This window comes from Streptomyces hyderabadensis (assembly GCF_020404845.1).
In the GTDB taxonomy this organism is placed as follows: Bacteria; Actinomycetota; Actinomycetes; order Streptomycetales; family Streptomycetaceae; genus Streptomyces; species Streptomyces hyderabadensis.
In genome coordinates this window covers 258,864-278,013 of the sequence record NZ_JAIOJZ010000002.1, presented here as the reverse complement: position 1 = coordinate 278,013, position 19,150 = coordinate 258,864, and the positions used below count along the sequence as shown (strand labels likewise).

General features: G+C 72.3%; 16 protein-coding genes. 9 read left to right on the top strand and 7 right to left on the bottom strand.

Annotated features, from left to right (window positions below):
- Nucleotides 1-478 precede the first annotated feature (478 nt).
- From K7854_RS03530 to K7854_RS03520, 3 genes are all read left to right on the top strand, one after another.
- Complete coding sequence (locus K7854_RS03530; protein WP_226024856.1) at nt 479-982, top strand: DUF6912 family protein; 504 nt, start codon at nt 479-481, stop codon at nt 980-982.
- Nucleotides 983-1,040: 58 nt separating this feature from the next.
- Nucleotides 1,041-1,712 carry an HAD family hydrolase gene (locus K7854_RS03525; protein ID WP_226024855.1) on the top strand — a complete coding sequence of 224 codons (672 nt, stop codon included), beginning with the start codon at nt 1,041-1,043 and terminating at the stop codon, nt 1,710-1,712.
- A gap of 501 nt (nt 1,713-2,213) precedes the next feature.
- The gene (locus tag K7854_RS03520; RefSeq protein WP_226024854.1) at nt 2,214-7,175 is read left to right on the top strand and encodes an NAD-glutamate dehydrogenase; all 4,962 of its coding nucleotides are present in this window, start codon (nt 2,214-2,216) and stop codon (nt 7,173-7,175) included.
- Nucleotides 7,176-7,447: 272 nt separating this feature from the next.
- Here K7854_RS03520 and K7854_RS03515 read toward each other — a convergent pair whose 3' ends face one another.
- The 4 genes from K7854_RS03515 to K7854_RS03500 all read right to left on the bottom strand — a co-directional run bounded on the left by K7854_RS03515 (nt 7,448) and on the right by K7854_RS03500 (nt 13,300).
- Entirely contained in the window at nt 7,448-9,166 is a 1,719-nt protein-coding gene (locus K7854_RS03515) for a glycosyltransferase family 2 protein (protein WP_226024853.1), read from the bottom strand.
- Entirely contained in the window at nt 9,163-11,379 is a 2,217-nt protein-coding gene (locus tag K7854_RS03510) for a CDP-glycerol glycerophosphotransferase family protein (protein WP_226024852.1), read from the bottom strand. Before K7854_RS03510 ends, K7854_RS03515 begins: the two co-directional genes overlap by 4 nt.
- 129 nt (nt 11,380-11,508) lie before the next feature.
- A complete protein-coding gene (locus tag K7854_RS03505) occupies nt 11,509-12,375 on the bottom strand; it encodes an ABC transporter ATP-binding protein (protein ID WP_226024851.1) in 867 nt (288 codons plus the stop codon).
- Complete coding sequence (locus tag K7854_RS03500; protein ID WP_226024850.1) at nt 12,368-13,300, bottom strand: ABC transporter permease; 933 nt, start codon at nt 13,298-13,300, stop codon at nt 12,368-12,370. The genes K7854_RS03505 and K7854_RS03500 overlap by 8 nt, the downstream gene beginning before the upstream one ends.
- 172 nt (nt 13,301-13,472) lie before the next feature.
- Here K7854_RS03500 and K7854_RS03495 point away from each other — a divergent pair, with 172 nt between their 5' ends.
- The 3 genes from K7854_RS03495 to K7854_RS03485 all read left to right on the top strand — a co-directional run bounded on the left by K7854_RS03495 (nt 13,473) and on the right by K7854_RS03485 (nt 15,017).
- Nucleotides 13,473-14,105, top strand: a complete 633-nt coding sequence (locus K7854_RS03495) for a TetR/AcrR family transcriptional regulator (RefSeq protein ID WP_226024849.1) — start codon at nt 13,473-13,475, stop codon at nt 14,103-14,105.
- Nucleotides 14,106-14,196: 91 nt separating this feature from the next.
- Nucleotides 14,197-14,592, top strand: a complete 396-nt coding sequence (locus K7854_RS03490) for a nuclear transport factor 2 family protein (RefSeq protein ID WP_226024848.1) — start codon at nt 14,197-14,199, stop codon at nt 14,590-14,592.
- A 29-nt stretch (nt 14,593-14,621) separates the two neighbouring features.
- Nucleotides 14,622-15,017 carry a GNAT family N-acetyltransferase gene (locus K7854_RS03485; protein ID WP_226024847.1) on the top strand — a complete coding sequence of 132 codons (396 nt, stop codon included), beginning with the start codon at nt 14,622-14,624 and terminating at the stop codon, nt 15,015-15,017.
- A 60-nt stretch (nt 15,018-15,077) separates the two neighbouring features.
- Here the strand turns inward: K7854_RS03485 and K7854_RS03480 are convergent, their stop codons facing one another.
- Nucleotides 15,078-15,905 (bottom strand): M55 family metallopeptidase, encoded by an 828-nt coding sequence (locus tag K7854_RS03480; protein ID WP_226024846.1) that lies wholly within the window; start codon nt 15,903-15,905, stop codon nt 15,078-15,080.
- Nucleotides 15,906-15,992: 87 nt separating this feature from the next.
- On the opposite strand from K7854_RS03480, the gene K7854_RS03475 reads away from it, so the two are divergent.
- Both K7854_RS03475 and K7854_RS03470 read left to right on the top strand, forming a co-directional pair.
- Nucleotides 15,993-16,604 (top strand): DinB family protein, encoded by a 612-nt coding sequence (locus K7854_RS03475; RefSeq protein WP_226024845.1) that lies wholly within the window; start codon nt 15,993-15,995, stop codon nt 16,602-16,604.
- Nucleotides 16,601-17,038, top strand: coding sequence for a glutaredoxin domain-containing protein (locus K7854_RS03470; protein ID WP_226024844.1), 438 nt, complete (start codon nt 16,601-16,603; stop codon nt 17,036-17,038). Before K7854_RS03475 ends, K7854_RS03470 begins: the two co-directional genes overlap by 4 nt.
- 7 nt (nt 17,039-17,045) lie before the next feature.
- Here the strand turns inward: K7854_RS03470 and galE are convergent, their stop codons facing one another.
- Complete coding sequence (galE, locus tag K7854_RS03465; protein ID WP_226024843.1) at nt 17,046-18,026, bottom strand: UDP-glucose 4-epimerase GalE; 981 nt, start codon at nt 18,024-18,026, stop codon at nt 17,046-17,048.
- Nucleotides 18,027-18,102: 76 nt separating this feature from the next.
- Nucleotides 18,103-18,573 carry a MarR family winged helix-turn-helix transcriptional regulator gene (locus K7854_RS03460; protein ID WP_226024842.1) on the bottom strand — a complete coding sequence of 157 codons (471 nt, stop codon included), beginning with the start codon at nt 18,571-18,573 and terminating at the stop codon, nt 18,103-18,105.
- 131 nt (nt 18,574-18,704) lie between these two features.
- Here K7854_RS03460 and K7854_RS03455 point away from each other — a divergent pair, with 131 nt between their 5' ends.
- On the top strand, nt 18,705-19,118 hold the full coding sequence (locus K7854_RS03455; RefSeq protein WP_226024841.1) for an organic hydroperoxide resistance protein: 414 nt from the start codon (nt 18,705-18,707) through the stop codon (nt 19,116-19,118).
- The last annotated feature ends 32 nt before the right edge of the window (nt 19,119-19,150 follow it).

Genomic DNA, 19,150 nt, shown 5'->3' with positions numbered 1-19,150 from the left:
GGCCCGGGGGGCGTGGGACGACACGGCGTCGGGCCCGCCGGGCGGCGTCGCGTCGGGGATGTACGGCGGTGGCGGGGTGAGAGCGGTGGCGGGGGATGTGGGGAGGGGCGGAGCGGCGGGGCGGAGAGGGGTTCTGGTCATGACCTTGCGCATGGGGGTCCCCGTTCGGCGGCCCGGGTGATACCGGGCAGTAACTTCGTGGTCGTGGATCTTGTACGGGTTGGCGGGGTGGCACGGCAAGGAGGCGGGCGGCCGCGTCGAGGGGGCGGCGAAGTTCACCTATCCGAGTGACCTGGGCGGTCCCGGAGCCCGGAACGCCGCGGGTGGACCGGGTGAACACCGGGCCCGGGATGGACGCGTCGGAGGCCCTGGGTGGGGACTCGAAAGGGGACACCCGCACGTATCCTGAAGGCTCTCCACCGGGCCGCCGGGCACCGACCGCTCCGGCGGCGTCCCCGACCACGAAAGCGGCAGACTCATGCGCGTCTACGTCCCCCTGACCCTGTCCGGCCTCGCCGAGGCGCACCGGGCGGGGGAGCTGGGGGCCGGGCCGCTCGTCGCCTACGCCGTCACGCCGGCGCTGCGCGAGTGGTACCTGTCGGACGACATCGAGGAGCTGGAGTACGCCGCCCTCAACCGGGCCGCCCTGGCCTCGCTGCGGCTGCTGGCGGCCGACCCCGCCGCGGCACGGCGCCGGGTCGTGGTCGCCGCCGACGTGCCCGACGGCGCCGCCTCCGCCGACCCGGACCGGGGACTCGATCCGGCGGCGCTGGGCGAGGTCCGGGTCGCCGGGCCGCTGCCGCTGGCCAAGGCGGCCGCGGTGCACGTCGACTCCGCCGACGCGGAGGCGGACGTGAGCGCGGCGGCCGAGGCGCTCGCGGCGGCGGACGGCGGGGACGACGACGCCCAGTTCGTCGTGGACGGCGCGGAGGACCACGAGCTGCTCTGGTACGCGACGCAGGAGCTGCCGAACCTGGTCTGACCAGGAACTTCACCCTGAGGCGTCCCGATTGTCAGTGGCGGCGGGTACGTTTTCGGGCATGGGGACGCAGACGGGGGCACACATCGTGTGGGACTGGAACGGCACGCTGTTCCACGACAACGACGCGATCATCGGAGCGACGAACGCGGCGTTCGCCGAGCTGGGGCTGGCGCCGATCACACTGGAGCAGTACCGGGCGCTGTACTGCGTTCCGGTGCCGAAGTTCTACGAGCGGCTGATGGGGCGGCTGCCCACCGACGCCGAGTGGGAGGTCATGGACGCGACCTTCCACCGCCACTACACCACGCAGCGGAGCCGGTGCCGGCTCGCGGACGGCGTCACGGAGCTGCTGGCGCGGTGGCGGTCGGCGGGGCGCAGCCAGTCGATCCTCAGCATGTACGGCCACGACGAGCTGGTGCCGCTGGTCAAGGGCTTCGGCATCGAGGCCCACTTCATACGCGTCGACGGACGGACCGGGCCGTCCGGGGGCAGCAAGGCCGAGCACATGGTGCGCCACCTCGCGCAGCTGGCGCGCTCCGGGGTGGAGCCCGCCCGCACGGTGGTGATCGGCGACGCCGCCGACGACGCGGTGGCGGCGCACCACGTGGGTGCGGAGGCGGTGCTGTACACCGGGGGGTCGCACAGCCGGGCCAGCCTCGAGGGGGCCGGGGTGCCGGTGGTGGACACGCTCGGCGAGGCCGTGCTGGTGGCGGAGCGGCTGGCGGGGTGACGGTGCCGTCCGGTACGGAAGCCGTGCCGGTCCTCGCGCCCGGCGCGCACTCCGGGTCAGGTACCCGGCCGTCGCTGTGCGGAACGTCCAAGTTGTGGGCCCGGTTTTGTACACATGCGGCTCATGACGGGGAGCCCGTGGGGGGCGATAGCCTTGTGGGCGTGATCAGCGCGATAGCTCGCGGGGGCACTGGTGCCCCTGCCCTGCGCCCGGCACACACGGACGACATCCGTGGCCGGGCGGCGGTCGCTGATCCTCGCGGGCGGGACGGGGCCTCCGAGATCCCCGGCACGGCGCCGCGCACTCCCCGGACGGTGACGGCGAGAGCGAAGTCACACCCGGTGGGAGCGGCGACATTGGCCGATATGCCCCCGCTCCTCTCAACTTGCGGCATAGCGTCGGAGCAGACCGGACACCCCGTGTCTCGACGTCATGCCGGAAGGCAGGAGACCGTACTTCCTTCTACGTCACGCAACGGCGCGCGACAGGAGTCAGAGGACAATGCAGACCAAGCTGGACGAAGCCAAGGCCGAGCTGCTCGAAAGGGCTGCGCGGGTAGCTGAGAACAGCCCGGTCGGGGGACACCTACCGACCGGGACGACGGGCGAGGGAACTCCGGGCACCCCGGACGGCCCGGACGGCGCCCCGGACTACGCATCCGTGTCCGCGTTCCTCCAGCGCTACTACCGGCACACCGCCCCGGAGGACCTCGCCGACCGCGACCCGGTCGACGTCTTCGGTGCCGCCGTCTCGCACTACCGGCTGGCCGAGAACCGCCCGCAGGGCACGGCGAACGTCCGGGTGCACACCCCGACGGTCGAGGAGAACGGCTGGACGTGCAGCCACTCCGTCGTCGAGGTGGTCACCGACGACATGCCCTTCCTCGTCGACTCCGTGACCAACGAGCTGACCCGGCAGGGCCGCGGCATCCACGTCGTCGTCCACCCGCAGATCGTGGTGCGGCGCGACATCGCGGGCAAGCTCGTCGAGGTGCTCGCCGGTCCGCCCGCCGCCGACCTGCCGCACGACGCGCACGTCGAGTCCTGGATCCACGTCGAGATCGACCGCGAGACCGACCGCGGCGACCTCAAGCAGATCACCGCCGACCTGCTGCGCGTGCTGAACGACGTCCGCGAGACCGTCGAGGACTGGGGCAAGATGCGGGACGCGGCCGTCCGCATCGCGGACCAGCTGTCGACCGAGGCGACCCCGGAGGACCTGCCCGCGCGGGAGCTGGAGGAGGCCCGCGAGCTGCTGCGCTGGCTGGCCGACGACCACTTCACCTTCCTCGGCTACCGCGAGTACGAGCTGCGCGAGGACGACTCCCTCGCCGCCGTCGCCGGCACCGGCCTCGGCATCCTGCGCTCCGACCCGCACCACGCGACCGACGAGAGCCACCCCGTCAGCCCCTCCTTCGAGCGGCTGCCCGCCGACGCCCGGGCCAAGGCCCGCGAGCACCGCCTGCTGGTGCTGACCAAGGCGAACAGCCGGGCCACCGTGCACCGGCCCTCGTACCTCGACTACGTCGGTGTCAAGAAGTTCGACGAGAACGGCAACGTGGTCGGCGAGCGGCGCTTCCTCGGCCTGTTCTCCTCCGCCGCCTACACCGAGTCCGTCCGCCGGGTGCCGGTGGTGCGGCGCAAGGTCGAGGAGGTGCTGGAGCGGGCCGGGTTCTCGCCCAACAGCCACGACGGGCGCGACCTGCTGCAGATCCTGGAGACGTACCCGCGCGACGAGATGTTCCAGACGTCCGTCGAGGAGCTGGAGCCGATCGTCACCTCCGTGCTCTACCTCCAGGAGCGGCGCCGGCTGCGGCTCTACCTGCGCCAGGACGAGTACGGCCGCTACTACTCGGCGCTCGTCTACCTCCCCCGCGACCGCTACACCACCGGTGTCCGGCTGCGGATCATCGACATCCTCAAGGAGGAGCTGGGCGGCACCAGCGTCGACTTCACGGCCTGGAACACCGAGTCGATCCTGTCCCGGCTGCACTTCGTGGTCCGGGTCCCGCAGGGCACCGAGCTGCCGCACCTGTCCGACGCCGACAAGGAGCGCGTCGAGGCCCGACTGGTCGAGGCCGCCCGCTCCTGGGCCGACGGCTTCGGCGAGGCGCTGACCGCCGAGTTCGGCGAGGAACGCGCCGCGGAGCTGCTGCGCCACTACGGGTCCGCCTTCCCCGAGGGCTACAAGGCCGACCACGGTCCGCGCTCCGCGGTCGCCGACCTCGGCCACCTGGAGCAGCTCGACGAGGAGAAGACCTTCGCGCTGAGCCTGTACGAGCCGGTCGGCGCCGCGCCCGAGGAACGGCGCTTCAAGATCTACCAGAAGGGCGGCTCGGTCTCCCTGTCCGCCGTGCTGCCGGTGCTCAGCCGGCTCGGCGTCGAGGTCACCGACGAGCGGCCCTACGAGCTGCGCTGCGCGGACCGCACCACGGCCTGGATCTACGACTTCGGCCTGCGCATGCCCAAGGCCCCGGCCGGCGGCGCCGACTACCTCGGCGACGACGCCCGCGAGCGCGTCCAGGACGCCTTCGCCGCCACCTGGACCGGCAAGGCGGAGAACGACGGCTTCAACGCCCTCGTGCTCAGCGCCGGACTGACCTGGCGCGAGGCGATGGTGCTGCGCGCGTACGCCAAGTACCTGCGGCAGGCGGGCTCGACGTTCAGCCAGGACTACATGGAGGACACCCTCCGCAACAACGTCCACACCACGCGCCTGCTCATCAACCTGTTCGAGGCGCGGATGGCGCCGGAGCGGCAGCGCGCCGGGCGGGAGATCGTCGACGCCCTGCTCGAAGAGGTGGACGCGGCCCTCGACCAGGTCGCCAGCCTCGACGAGGACCGGATCCTGCGGTCCTTCCTCACCGTCATCAAGGCGACCCTGCGGACGAACTTCTTCCAGGAGGCGGAGGGCGGCAAGCCGCACGACTACGTCTCCATGAAGTTCGACCCGCAGGCCATCCCCGACCTGCCGGCGCCGCGCCCGGCGTTCGAGATCTGGGTCTACTCGCCGCGCGTCGAGGGCGTGCACCTGCGCTTCGGCAAGGTCGCCCGCGGCGGTCTGCGCTGGTCCGACCGCCGGGAGGACTTCCGCACCGAGATCCTCGGCCTGGTCAAGGCGCAGATGGTGAAGAACACCGTCATCGTGCCGGTCGGCGCCAAGGGCGGCTTCGTCGCCAAGCAGCTGCCCGACCCGAGCGTCGACCGCGACGCCTGGATGGCGGAGGGCATCGCCAGCTACAAGACGTTCATCTCGGCCCTGCTCGACATCACCGACAACATGGTGGCCGGCGAGGTCGTGCACCCCGCGGACGTCGTCCGGCACGACGAGGACGACACCTACCTCGTCGTCGCCGCCGACAAGGGCACCGCGAAGTTCTCCGACATCGCCAACGAGGTCGCCGAGTCGTACAACTTCTGGCTCGGCGACGCCTTCGCCTCCGGCGGCAGCGCGGGCTACGACCACAAGGGCATGGGCATCACCGCCCGCGGCGCCTGGGAGTCCGTCAAGCGGCACTTCCGGGAGCTGGGCGTGGACACCCAGACCCAGGACTTCACGGTGGTCGGCATCGGCGACATGTCCGGTGACGTGTTCGGCAACGGCATGCTGCTCAGCGAGCACATCCGCCTGGTCGCCGCCTTCGACCACCGGCACATCTTCATCGACCCGACGCCGGACGCGGCCACCTCCTACGCCGAGCGCCGCCGGCTGTTCGAGCTGCCCCGCTCCTCCTGGGAGGACTACAACACCGAGCTGCTCTCGGCGGGCGGCGGCATCTTCCCGCGCAGCGCCAAGTCCATCCCGGTCAACGCGCACGTCCGCGAGGCCCTCGGCATCGAGTCCGGCGTCACCAAGATGACCCCGGCCGAGCTGATGAAGGCGATCCTCAGCTCCCCGGTGGACCTGCTGTGGAACGGCGGCATCGGCACGTACGTCAAGGCGTCCACCGAGTCCAACGCCGACGTCGGCGACAAGGGCAACGACGCCATCCGCGTCGACGGCAAGGACCTGCGGGTCCAGGTCGTCGGCGAGGGCGGCAACCTGGGCCTGACCCAGCTGGGCCGGATCGAGTTCGCGCTGCAGGGCGGCCGGATCAACACCGACGCCATCGACAACAGCGCGGGCGTGGACACCTCCGACCACGAGGTGAACATCAAGATCCTGCTCAACGGTCTCGTCAAGGACGGCGACATGACCGTCAAGCAGCGCAACAAGCTGCTCGCCCAGATGACCGACGAGGTCGGCGCGCTGGTCCTGCGCAACAACTACGCGCAGAACACGGCGATCGCCAACGCGCTGGCGCAGTCCAAGGACATGCTCCACGCCCAGCAGCGCTTCATGCGGCACCTGGTCAGGGAGGGCCACCTCAACCGGGCCCTGGAGTTCCTGCCCACCGACCGCCAGATCCGGGAGCGGCTGAGCAGCGGACACGGCCTGACCGGTCCGGAGACGGCGGTGCTGCTGGCGTACACGAAGATCACGGTCGCCGAGGAGCTGCTGCACACCTCGCTGCCGGACGACCCGTACCTCAAGGGCCTGCTGCACGCCTACTTCCCGACGGCGCTGCGCGAGCAGTTCGCCGAACAGGTCGACGGCCACCCGCTGCGCCGCGAGATCACGACGACGGTCCTGGTCAACGACACGGTCAACACGGGCGGTACGACGTATCTGCACCGGATGCGCGAGGAGACCGGCGCGTCGCTGGAGGAGATCGTGCGGGCACAGACCGTGGCCCGGGCGATCTTCCGCTCCTCCCCGGTGTGGGACGCGGTGGAGGCCCTGGACACCAAGGTCGACGCGGCCGTCCAGACCCGGATCCGGCTGCACTCGCGCCGCCTGGTCGAGCGCGGCACGCGGTGGCTGCTCAACAACCGGCCGCAGCCGCTGGAGCTGGCGGAGACGGTGGACTTCTTCGCCGAGCGGGTCGAGCAGGTGTGGTCCCAGCTGCCGAAGCTGCTGCGCGGCGCGGACGCGGAGTGGTACCAGCACATCTACGACGAGCTGACCGCCGCCGGGGTCCCGGACGAGCCGGCCACGCGGGTGGCCGGGTTCTCCTCGGTCTTCGCGACGCTGGACATCGTGTCGGTGGCCGACCGCATGGGCAAGGAGCCGCTGGACGTCGCCGAGGTGTACTACGACCTCGCCGACCGGCTCGGCGTCACCCAGCTGATGGACCGGATCAGCGACCTGCCGCGGAACGACCGCTGGCAGTCGATGGCCCGTGCGGCAATCCGTGAGGACCTGTACTCGGCGCACGCGTCGCTGACCGCGGACGTCCTGGCGGTGGGGAACGGCACGTCGACGCCGGAGCAGCGGTTCAAGGCGTGGGAGCAGAAGAACGCGGCGATTCTCGGGCGGGCGCGGACGACGCTGGAGGAGATCCGGTCGTCGGACGAGTTCGATCTGTCGAATCTGTCGGTGGCGATGCGGACGATGCGGACGTTGTTGCGGACGCATTCGTAGGCGGGGCGGTGTTGCGCCGCTCGCTGTGTGAGGCGCCCCGGGCCGGGTTCGGTCCGGGGCGCCTTGGTGTGTGCGGCGGGGTGGGGCTGGGCGGGGGTGGGGACGCAGCCCGGCGTTGCGGGGTGCCGCTGCGCCCACCCGTGCCGCCCCAGCGGCACGACTGCCCGCAGCGGCGGCGGCAGTGGCGGCGGGGTGCGGCGCGACTGCCCGCAGCGGCGGCGGCAGTGGCGGCGGGGTGCGGCGCGACTGCCCGCAGCTAGGGGCGGGCGGCGTCAGCGGAGGATGTTGGTTATCAGGCGGGCCGCTCGGCGGGTTCTGGGGGTGGACAGGCGGCGGGCCGTCGGGCGGAGGACGGTGGCCGTCGTGCCCACCGGGTGCCAGGTGATCTGGAGGCGGCCCGGGTTGTGGCCCTCCGGGCGGAGGGTGACGCGGTGGGGGGTGAGACCGGCGCGGTGCGGGACGCGGGCCGTGAGCGGCGGGAAGTCCAGGGGCGCCAGGAGGATGCCCGTGTGGGTACGGCCCCGGTGGCGGAGGCGCAGCACGGGATGGCGGGTGCCCTCGAAGCCGTGCAGCGGGAGACGGGCCGCCGCCAGGTCCAGGCGGACGCGGCCCTCGAACAGGCCGGGGCGGACCGGCGAGAGGCGGAAGGGGACCGTGAGGCTGCGGCGGCCCGGCGAGAGGTGGAGCACCGCGCGCTGGGGACCGACGGGGAGGCGCAGAGCGGGGTCGTAGGTGCGGACGGTGAGGTCGACCGACGCACCGGGGCCGCGCCTGACCTCCGTGATCTCGTGCCGGAGCAGGGCGGTGAAGAACGGGCGGGTGTCCAGCTCCAGGTCCGTCAGGTCCAGCTCGCGCCGGGACTCGGGGGAGGCCGGGACCTCCTCGCCCCAGTACAGGCGGCCGCTCTCCCCGTCCGGCGTCACCTGGCGCGGTGCCACCTCGTGGCCGAGGCCGCGGGCCGCCGTGCGTACGTCGGCCAGGCGCCGGTCGCGCAGCAGGCGCAGGACGACGCGTTCGGCGCGGGGCAGCCTGGCGTAGGCGCCCTCGGCGAGCGTGTCGAGGTAGGGGTTCATCAGGTCCGCGAAGGCCGACAGCCACGCCTCGTCCCGGTAGGGGAGGTCGCCGGCGTACATCCGGAAGTCGTGCTTGAGGAACTTGAAGTCCTTGTCCTCGCGCAGCCCCTCGTGCCCGCTCTCGGCCAGGAACGCGTCGATGAGCCGCTGCACGTGGACGCGGTCGCGGACGTTGGTGAGCTTGTGCCGCTGGTTGGAGATGGAGGCGGTGTCGGAAGCGGCGTACGGGGCTATGTACCAGCGGTAGACCGGCTCGGGGACGACGGTGAACGACTTGGCCAGGCAGTACGCCTGCGCCGAGAAGAGCTGGTCCTCGTAGTGGATGCCCTCGGGGAAGCGCAGGCCGTGCCGGTCGAGGAAGGCACGGGCGTACATCTTGCTGGTGGAGAGGTGCTCGAAGAGCAGGCGCGGGTCGGCCTCGATGCCGTCGAGGGTGCGGCGCTCGGCGACCAGGTGCGGCATCCAGGTGGTACGGCGTCCGCCGTCGACGCGGATGCGGTGCACGGCGCCCATCGCGAAGTCCAGGTCGCGTTCGCGATGGGCGGCGAGCAGGACCTCGACGGCGCGTTCGGGGAGTTCGTCGTCGCTGTCCAGGAACATCAGGTAGGGCGCCCGCGCGATCTCCAGGGCGCGGTTGCGCGGGGCGCTGCACCCGCCGCTGTTCTCGGGCAGCCGCAGGTACACGATCCGCGGGTCGTGGGCGGCCAGTTCGCGGGCCACCTCCTCGGTGGCGTCGGTCGAGTGGTCGTCGCTGATGACGACCTCGATGTTCGCGTGGGTCTGGCGCAGCACGGAGGCGACCGCACGGGGCAGGCGTTCGGCGTCGTTGTAGACGATGACGGTGACGGTGACGTCCGGAGTGCTCGACGAGAGGGGCGCGAGCGTGCCGGTGGCCGGGCTCGTGGTGGCGGTCCTCATGACGCGCAGGCCTCCTCGGGGCTCGGGGCCGGGGTGCGGTCCTCGACCGGCAGGACCGGGGGCAGGGTCCGCTCGTCCTCGCCGAGGAAGACCCGGCGTACGACGCGCTCGGCGGCGCGGCCGTCGTCGTACTCGCAGAACCGGCGCCGGAAGGCGGCCCGCGCCTTCGCCGCGCGCTCGTCGTGCCAGGCGTCGGTGGTGAGGATCTCGGTCAGCTCCGCCTGGGTGCGGGCGACCGGGCCGGGGGCCTCGGCCATCAGGTCGAAGTAGACGCCGCGGGTGGTGCGGTACGTCTCCCAGTCGTCGGCGTGGATGACGATCGGGCGGTCCAGGTTGGCGTAGTCGAACATGATCGACGAGTAGTCGGTGACCAGCGCGTCGGCGGCCAGGCAGAGTTCCTCGACGGGTTCGTAGGAGGAGACGTCGACGAGGCGGCCGGTGCGGCGCAGGCCCGCCAGCGGCGCCGAGGCGGGGGCGGCGCTGTCGTAGAAGTAGTGGGCGCGCACCAGCAGGACCGTGTCCTCGCCGAGTCGGTCGGCGAGGGCGGCGAGGTCGAGGCGCGGGGTCCAGCCGGCCTCGTAGTCGCGGTGGGTCGGCGCGTAGAGGACCGCCCTGCGGCCGGGGGCTATGCCCAGGCGTTCGCGGGCCGCGCGGACCTCGGCGGGACCGGCGGTGTAGTACACGTCGTTGCGCGGGTAGCCGTGGTCCAGGGAGGTGTGGCGGGAGGGGTAGGCCCTTTGCCACATGCGGGTGGAGTGGCTGTTGGCGGAGACGCTGAAGTCCCACTTGTCGACGCGCTCCAGGAGGGCCTGGAAGTCCAGGCCGTGGGCGGCGGCCGGGTAGGGCAGCTGGTCCACGCCCATGCGCTTGAGCGGGGTGCCGTGGTGGGTCTGGAGGTGGACGGTGCCGGGGCGCTTGACCACCGCGTCCGGGAAGTTGACGTTGTTGACCAGGTACTTGGCGCGGGCCAGCACCTCCCAGTAGCGGCGGGTGCCGGGCACCACGTGGTCGGTGCCGGGCGGCAGCAGGGCCGCGCCCTGCGCCGTGACCACCCACACCGGGTGGACGCCCGGGGCGAGTTCCGCGAGCTTGGCGGCGATCGCGGCCGGGTTGCAGGCCACCCCGCGGTTCCAGTACGCCGAGAAGACCGCGAGGTGCGGGTCGACCGGGCGGGCCAGGGCGGCGCGGTACTGGAGCGCGCGCAGCCGGGTGCCGGCCCGGCGTCTGCCGGTGCGCGCGGCGGAGCGCACGCGGCGGCGGGCGTGGTTGGCGGTCTGGAGGGCGCGGTACTTGCCGTAGGCGCCCTCTTCGAGGAGCGAGCGGCGCACCCCTTCCAGGCCGGCGGGCTGCCGCAGCCCCTCGGGGCGGTGGCGCCGGGCGGTCACGGACGCCCGGTGGAAGAACTCCCGGGCCACCTCGTCCGGCATCCCGGCGCGGGCGAAGGTGCGCAGGCAGTCGCGGACCATCAGGTCGTACAGGACGCCGTGGACGGCGGGCCGGTCGGCGGTGAGGCCGAGCAGCGCCTCGTAGCGGTCGACCAGCGCGTACCGCTCGGCCGGGGTGGGCGGCGGGAGGCTCTCGGGGCGCAGCCTGCGGTCCTCGTACGCCGGGTGGGGCAGGCAGGCGACGCGGCCGGCGAGCAGCAGCGCGGCGTACGCGGCGAAGGGCTCGTCCTCGGTGGTCAGGAGCCGCTCACGGGCCCGCCAGAAGGCGGCGCGCACGACGCGGTTGCCGAGCAGCGGGGTCAGCCGGAGCAGCGCCGCGCGGTCGTCGAGGGCGAGGTCGGCGCGGCCCGCGCGGGCCAGCCGGGGGCCGTCGGGGGAGGGCAGGCCCGAGGCCCGCCACGAGCTGCGGACATGGTCGACGAGCAGCACGTCCACGGTGTCGGGCAGGCCGGCGACGTGCTCGGCGATCGTGCGTGGGGCGCCGGGAGGCAGGCCGTCCTTGGCATGGACGAAGTGCAGCCAGCGGCCGGACGCCCGTGCCGCCCCGGCCGCCCGGGCCGCCGCGTCACCGGCGCCCTCCGGCAGGGGCAGCACGGTGAACGCGGGGACGTGCCGCTCGGCGGTCTCCCGTGCCCAGTCCCCCACGGCGGCGACGATCACCTCGACACCGGCGAGGGGGTGGGCGTCGAGGGAGTCGAGGAGCGCGGGCAGGTGGTCCTGGACGTTGGGGCCGTGGACGATGACGCTGAGTTCGGGGGTCTCGGACATCGCGGGGACTCCTTCGCCGTCGGCGCTCCCGGCACACTCCTGCTCGTTCGTCCGGCCATAGTGGCACTAATCAGGCAAAAGGGTTAACCGTACGTACGCTTTCCGGGCGAAGAGGCCCTTCGGGACGGGTCAGGCGGCGGCCTTCGCCTTGGGTGCGGGCTTGGGTTTCGCCGCCTTGTCCGGACCGCCGGTGAACTTCTCGTACTCCTTCAGGACCTCCTCCGTCGGCCCGTCCATGCGCAGCTCGCCGCGCTCCAGCCACAGCACCCGGTCGCAGGTGTCGCGGATGGACTTGTTGCTGTGGCTGACCAGGAACACCGTGCCGGCGTGCTGCCGCAGCTCCCGGATGCGTTCCTCGGACCGCTTCTGGAAGGAGCGGTCGCCGGTGGCCAGGGCCTCGTCGACGAGGAGGACGTCGTGGTCCTTGGCGGCGGCGATGGAGAACCGCAGCCGGGCCGCCATGCCGGAGGAGTACGTGCGCATCGGCAGGGTGATGAAGTCGCCCTTGTCGTTGATCCCGGAGAAGTCGACGATCTCCTGGTACCGCTCCTTGACCTGCGCGCGGGACATGCCCATCGCCAGGCCGCCGAGGTACACGTTGCGCTCGCCGGTGAGGTCGTTCATCAGGGCGGCGTTGACGCCGAGCAGGGAGGGCTGCCCGTCGGTGTAGATCCGGCCCCTCTCCACCGGGAGCAGCCCGGCGACCGCCTTGAGCAGCGTCGACTTGCCCGAGCCGTTGGTCCCTATCAGGCCGATGGCCTCGCCGCGGTACGCCACGAAGGACACGTTCTTCACGGCGTGCACCCGGCGCACGCCCGCGGCCTTCTCGGCCTTCTTGCCGCGCAGGATGCGGTTGAGGGCGGCGGTCGCGGAGCCGCGGCCGGCCCCGGTGCCGTTGACCCGGTAGACGATGTCGACGCCGTCGGCGACGACGGTGGGCACGCGCTCGGCGGGGGTCTTGTCAGCGGGGGTCTTGTCAGCGGGAGTGTCAGCCACGACCGTACGTCTCCTCGGCCTTCCAGAAGTAGATGAAGCCGCCGACCCCGGCGACCAGGGCCCAGCCCACCGCGAGCGCCCACACGTGGGGCGGCAGCTGGCTGCCGCCGAAGCTGTCGATCAGGGCGAAGCGCATCAGGTCGATGTAGACGACGGCGGGGTTGAGCTGGAGGGCGGTGCCGACCCAGGACGGCAGGCCGCTGTCGGGGCCGGTCATGTGGTGGATGCTGAACATGACGCCCGAGGCGTACATCCAGGTGCGCAGCAGGAACGGCATCAGCTGGGCCATGTCGGGGATCTTCGAACCCACCCGGGCCATGACCATGGCCACGCCCGCGTTGAACAGGAACTGCAGCACCAGTGCCGGGACCGCGAGCACCCAGGAGGGGGCGGGCGGCACGCCGAAGGCCAGCAGGATCAGGACGAGGGCGGCCATCGAGAACAGCAGCTGCTGGAGCTGCTGCAGGCAGAACGACACCGGCAGCGCCGCCCGCGGGAAGTGCAGGGCGCGGACCAGGCCGAGGTTGCCGGAGATGGCCCGGGTGCCCGCCATGATCGAGCTCTGGGTGAACGTCCACACGAACACGCCGGTGACCAGGAACGGGACGAAGTCCTCCACGCCGCGGCTGGTGTTCATCAGCATGCCGAAGATGAAGTAGTACACCGCCGCGTTGAGCAGGGGCGTCATCACCTGCCAGACCTGGCCGAGCTTGGCCTGGCTGTACTGGGCGGTGAGCTTGGCGGTGGAGAAGGCGCCGATGAAGTGCCGGCGCGCCCACAGCTGGCGGACGTACTGGGGCAGGGAGGGGCGGGCACCGCTGACCGACAGCCCGTGCCGGGCGGCGAGTGCCGCGAGGTCGTGGTCCGGTTCGGGGCCGGGGGGCGCCTGGGTGGTCGGGGGCGGGGGGTCGAGGACCTGGCTCACATCCGGTGCTTTCGCTCGGGGGAGGGGGCGAGAGGGCGGCGCCCGTCGTTCACCTGGATGACGGTGGGTGTTCACTTACGTCGGGACGGCACCGTATCGTCGTAACGTGAGCGTAGGGCGTGGGGACGCCGGAACGCAACCGTTTCGTCGTTACGCCCTATGCTTGGCCCGCATGACGACCAACGCCGCCGCCGACGAGCCGACGCCGCGCCCGCGCCGCCGGGCCCCCGCGGGGGCCGCGGTGCTCCGCGAGGACGTGACGGAGGCCATCCGGGCCGCGGTCTTCGAGGAACTGGCGGCGGTCGGCTACGCACGGATGTCGATCGAGGGCATCGCGCGCCGCGCGGGCGTCGGCAAGACCGCCGTCTACCGGCGCTGGCGCTCCAAGCTGCACCTGGTGCTCGACATCGTCTCCGCCCTCGCCGTACAGGGCCTGCCCGCGCCGGACACCGGCTCCCTGGAGGGTGACCTGCGGCTGCTGTACGAGGTGACGTCGCGCGCGCTGCGCCACCCGGTGGCCTCGCAGGTCATCCCCGACCTCCAGGCGGAGGCGGCCCGCAACCCCGACATCGCCGAGGCGCTCCAGAAGACCCTGCGCGAGGGCCAGGACGGCGTCGCCAGCCGGATCCTCGCGGCGGCGGCCGAACGCGGTGAGCTGGCCCCGGGCCTCGACGCGGACCTGGCCCTGGACCTGATCTCGGGCCCGCTGTACTGGCGTTCGGTGGTCGTCCGCAGCCCGAAGCTGCCCAAGGGGTACCTGGGATCGCTGGCGCGGGCCACGGCGGAGGGCCTGAAGGCGCTCTGAGCAGGGCCGGAGCGCGACTGTCAGTGCCCCCTGTCAGGCTGCGCCCATGACACACACACCGTCTCCGGAACCAGTGGAACCTGTCGAATCCGTGGAACCCGCGGAACCCGCGGAACCCGCCGCGATCGTCCGGGAGTTCTGGACCCGCATGCAGGCCCGGGACTGGGACGGCCTGGCCGCGCTGCTCGCCGAGGACCTGGTGGTGGAGTGGCCGGTCAGCGCCGAGCGGATCGAGGGCCGCGCCGACTTCGTGAGCGTCAACGCGGAGTATCCGGAGGGCTGGTCGATCGAGGTGATACGCGTCGTGGCCGACGGCGAGACCGTGGTCTCGGAGGTGGAGGTCCCGCACGAGACGATGGGCGTCCACCGGGCGGTGTCCCTGTGGACGGTCCGGGAGGGGCGGATCACCGGCGGCCGGGAGTACTGGTCGGCCCTGGGCTCGGACCCGTCCCCGCAGTGGCGGGCCCCCTTCGTCCGACCGCTGTAGCCGCCGCGCCCGCCACGTACGATCGGGCGGTGACGACCACCTACCTGTGGCGCGAAGACGTCGACAACGGCTCGCTGAACGCCCTGCACGCCGAGGCCTTCGGTCATCCGGTCGAACGGACCGACTGGCGCACGCAATTGGAGCGGCACAGCCTCGGCTGGGTCTGCGCCCGGGAGGACGGCTCCCTGGTCGGCTTCGTCAACGTCGCCTGGGACGGCGGAGCGCACGCCTTCCTGCTGGACACGGCGGTGGCCCGGCACCAACGGTCGCGCGGCGTCGGCGCCCGACTCGTCGCGGTCGCCGCCGAAGGGGCCCGCGCGGCGGGCTGCGAGTGGCTGCACGTCGACTTCGAGGACCACCTGCGCCCGTTCTACTTCGACGCCTGCGGCTTCAAGGAAACGACGGCCGGTCTCGTCGCCCTGTGACGCGCCACTGACGGGACGGTTCTCGATGCCGCCGGAGGGCTATCGCCGTGATCTGGTCGGTCAGCAATACGGTCGCTGGTTGGTCATGGAGGCCGCCACCCGCATCCAGACGCAGAACTGACGGTAGAGGCCGGGCAGCGCGCCCCGGGCCTGGACCGTCCGGGAGTCCCTGGCGGTGACACCCGGGATGCCCTGAAGCACCGAGGCCACCGAGGCCGACTGCCATCGGACCGCCAGGACGGCCGGGTCCGGGTTCGCCGCCGCGGCCCTCGTTCCGGCCAGGCCGGTGGCAACGGCCTCCTCGATCGCCCCGCGGGCTTCGTCCGCAGGCCGCAGTTCGGCGGCGAAACGGTCATGGGCGTACTTCACGGCCACGGTGGTGACCGAGGGATCCCACTCCGTCATCTCCTCGCAGGCGCGGTCGTCACCGGTGAGGACCGCCACGGGAACACCGAGGGCGGCCGCGGTGGCATGGGCCAGGCCGATCTCTCCCACCGGTCTGCCGTCGAGCCACATGTCCTCGATCTCGTGCCCCATGAAACTGTGGCTCAGCACCCCCAGTGCGCCGGCTCGGGAGTGGTAACCGACACAGAGCATGGCGTCGTGGCCGGAAGTGAGGCCGTCGAGCATGCCCATGTTCTTGGGTTTGCCACGGATGAGCCGTGCGGCCGGGTGCAGGGCCTCCGGCAGGAGGTTGCGCATGGGGCCGTGTGCGTCGTTCACGGTGATGTGAGTGGCGCCCGCGGCGACCGCTCCTCTGATGGCCGCGTTGACGTCCTCGGCCATCATCCGGCGTCCGCGTTCGTAGTCCTGGCCGCCGGGCTGGACGTCGTCGGCGTCGACGAGCCCCGTGATGCCTTCCATGTCCGCGCTCAAGTAGATCCGCACTGAGTCAGCTCCTCCTGAAAGTCGATCACTTGGACGACATCACGGAACTGATCGACGGTTCCCAGGAAGGGAGCGGAGACTGGCCTCATGATCCCAACAGACCCCAAGGCCGTGCTCCGTTTCTACCTTCAGGCCGCTCGGGACGCCCTGCTCTGGAAGCTGGAAGGGCTCTCGGAGTACGAGGTACGGCGGCCGGTGACGCCGACCGGTACCAATCTGCTCGGGCTGGTGAAGCACGCCGCCACGGTGGAGCTGGGGTATCTCGGCGTCGTGTTCGGGCGGCCGTCGGAGGAGCCGCTGCCCTGGAACGAGGAGGGCGCCGAGGAGAACGCGGACATGTGGGTCACCGCGGACGAGTCGCGCGAGTACGTCGTGGGGCTGTACCGGCGGGCGTGGGCCCACGCGGACGCGACGATCGACGCGGTGGCGCTGGAGACGGTGGGCAGGGTGCCGTGGTGGGCCGAGGGCAGGGACGAGGTGACGCTGCTGCATGCCGTGACCCGCGTGATCGCGGACACCCAGCGGCACGCCGGGCACGCCGACATCATCCGGGAGCTGACGGACGGCGCCGTGGGGATGCGCGAGGACAACGCCGCGGTGCCGGCGGGGGACGCGGCGTGGTGGGAGTCGTACCGGGACCGGCTGGAGCGGGCGGCTCGGGAAGCCGGGCGCCGGGAAACGCCGGGGCAGGGCCGATGAGGCGGGCGTGGACGGGCCCGGTGCTGCTGCTGATCGCCGGGGCGGGGGCCGCGACCGGGCCGTTCGTCCAGGGGCGCACCGGGACGGGTGCCGTGCTGTTGCTGGTGTTCGTGCTGCTGGCGGGGCTGACCTCGCCGCTGGTCTTCCCCAGGTCGGTCGGTGCGTCGCAGGCGCGGCGGCGCAGTGCCGTCGACGGGCGGCCGGTCGTGTTCTGGCGGCCGGGGTGTGCCTACTGCATGCGGCTGCGCCTCCGCCTGGGGCGCAGGGCGCGGCGGCTGTACTGGGTCGACATCTGGCGGGACCCGGCCGGGGCGGAGCTGGTGCGGGAGGCCAACGGCGGCGACGAGACCGTGCCCACGCTGCTCGTGGCGGGCCGGACCTACACCAACCCCGACCCGGCGTGGGTGCGCGAGCAGGTCTCCTCGCCGCGCTGATCCGGCGTCAGTCCCGCGCGGCCTCCGGGTGGAGCCGCACCCAGCCCGCCCAGGCCGACGTGATCATGTCCTCGACGTCGTACTTGGCCTTCCAGCCCAGCTCGACGGCGGCGCGGTCGGCCGAGGCGACGACGCGGGCCGGGTCGCCGGGGCGGCGGGGCGTGACCGTCGGCGGCTGGTCGTAGCCGGTGAGCGCGTTGATGCGGTCGATCATCTCGCGGACGGAGACGCCCTCGCCCCGGCCGATGTTGAGGGTGAGGGTGCTGCCCGGGGAGGACTGCAGGGCGCGGGCCGCCGCCACGTGGGCCTCGGCCAGGTCGACGACGTGGATGTAGTCGCGCACACAGGTGCCGTCCGGCGTCGCGTAGTCGTCGCCGAAGATCCGGGGGGCCGCGGACTCCGTCAGCTTCTCGAAGACCATCGGGACGAGGTTGTATACGCCGGTGTCGGCCAGCTCCGGGCTCGCCGCGCCCGCCACGTTGAAGTAGCGCAGGGACGCCGTGGACAGCCCCGCGGCCTTGCCGGTGGCGCGGACCAGCCACTCGCCGGCCAGCTTGGTCTCGCCGTACGGCGACATCGGCACGCAGGGCGTCTCCTCCGTCACCAGGTCGACGTCGGGCATGCCGTACACGGCGGCGGAGGAGGAGAAGACGAAGGACGGGACCTCGGCCTTGGTGACCGCGTCCAGCAGGACGCGCAGCCCCTCGACGTTCTCCCGGTAGTAGTGCAGGGGCAGGTCCACCGACTCGCCGACCTGCTTCTTGGCGGCCAGGTGCACCACGCCGGTGACGGAGTGGTCGGCCAGGGCGCGGGCGACGCGTTCGCCGTCCAGGACCGAGCCCACCACCAGGGGGACGCCGTCGGGCACGCGCTCGGCGATCCCCGTGGACAGGTCGTCGTAGACCACGGCCTTCTCGCCCGCTTCGGTCATCGCCCGTACGACGTGCGCCCCGATGTATCCGGCGCCGCCGGTGATCAGCCAGGTCATTCGGCCGTCCCCTTCGTTCAGTGGTCCTTGGTAGCCATGATCCGTCATCCCGGCGCCGGCCCGGCGCCCGCACCCCTCAGGACGGTCCCGGGGCCGGATCGGTGCCGTACGCGTCCAGCGCCGCCGTGAGCCGGTCGAGGCGGGCGCGCAGGTCCTGGACCTCGGTCAGGTCCAGGCCGGTCGCCGCGGAGATCCGGCGCGGCACCTCGACGGCCCGCTCGCGCAGCGCCGCGCCCTGGCCGGTCAGCCGCACCTCCACCGAGCGCTCGTCGCGCGCGCTGCGCTCGCGCCGGACCAGACCGGCCGCCTCCAGCCGCTTGAGCAGCGGGGAGAGCGTGCCGGAGTCGAGCCGCAGATGCTCGCCGAGCTTCTTCACCGGCAGCTCGCCGTGCTCCCACAGCACCAGCATGACCAGGTACTGCGAGTAGGTGAGGCCCAGGTCCTTGAGGACCACGCGGTAGACGCTGCCGAAGGCGCGCGACGCGGCGTTCAGGGAGAAGCAGATCTGCTGGTCCAGGCGGAGCCAGTCGGTGGCGGGCGTGGTCATGGGCTCCAGGGTAGCCGACTGCACCTTGTCCCCAATTTAGTTGTGCACAATTAAGTTGCGTACGACTCGATCGAGTGCTCTACTTGTGGCAGTCAGGCACGCAGCCCCCTCCTGAAAGGGACGGTTCTCCCATGGACGCGCTCTACACCGCCGCCGCCACCGCCACCCACGGCCGCGACGGCCGTACCGTCAGCTCCGACGGCAGGCTCGACCTCGCCCTCGGCGTCCCCGTCGAGATGGGCGGCAACGGCCAGGGCACCAACCCCGAGCAGCTGTTCGCCGCCGGGTACGCGGCCTGCTTCGGCAGTGCCCTCGGCGTCGTCGGCCGGGCGGCCAAGGTCGACGTCAGCGATGCCGCGGTGACCGCCGAGGTCGGCATCGGCAAGCAGGGCGAGGGCTTCGCGCTCGCCGTCACCCTGCGGGTCGAGCTGCCCGACGGCCTCGACGAGGAGACCGGCCGCAAGCTGGTCGAGCAGGCCCACCAGGTCTGCCCCTACTCCAACGCCACCCGCGGCAACATCCCGGTCGACCTCGTCATCGAGTAACGCCGCCGGGCGGTGCCCACTCGTCATCGAGC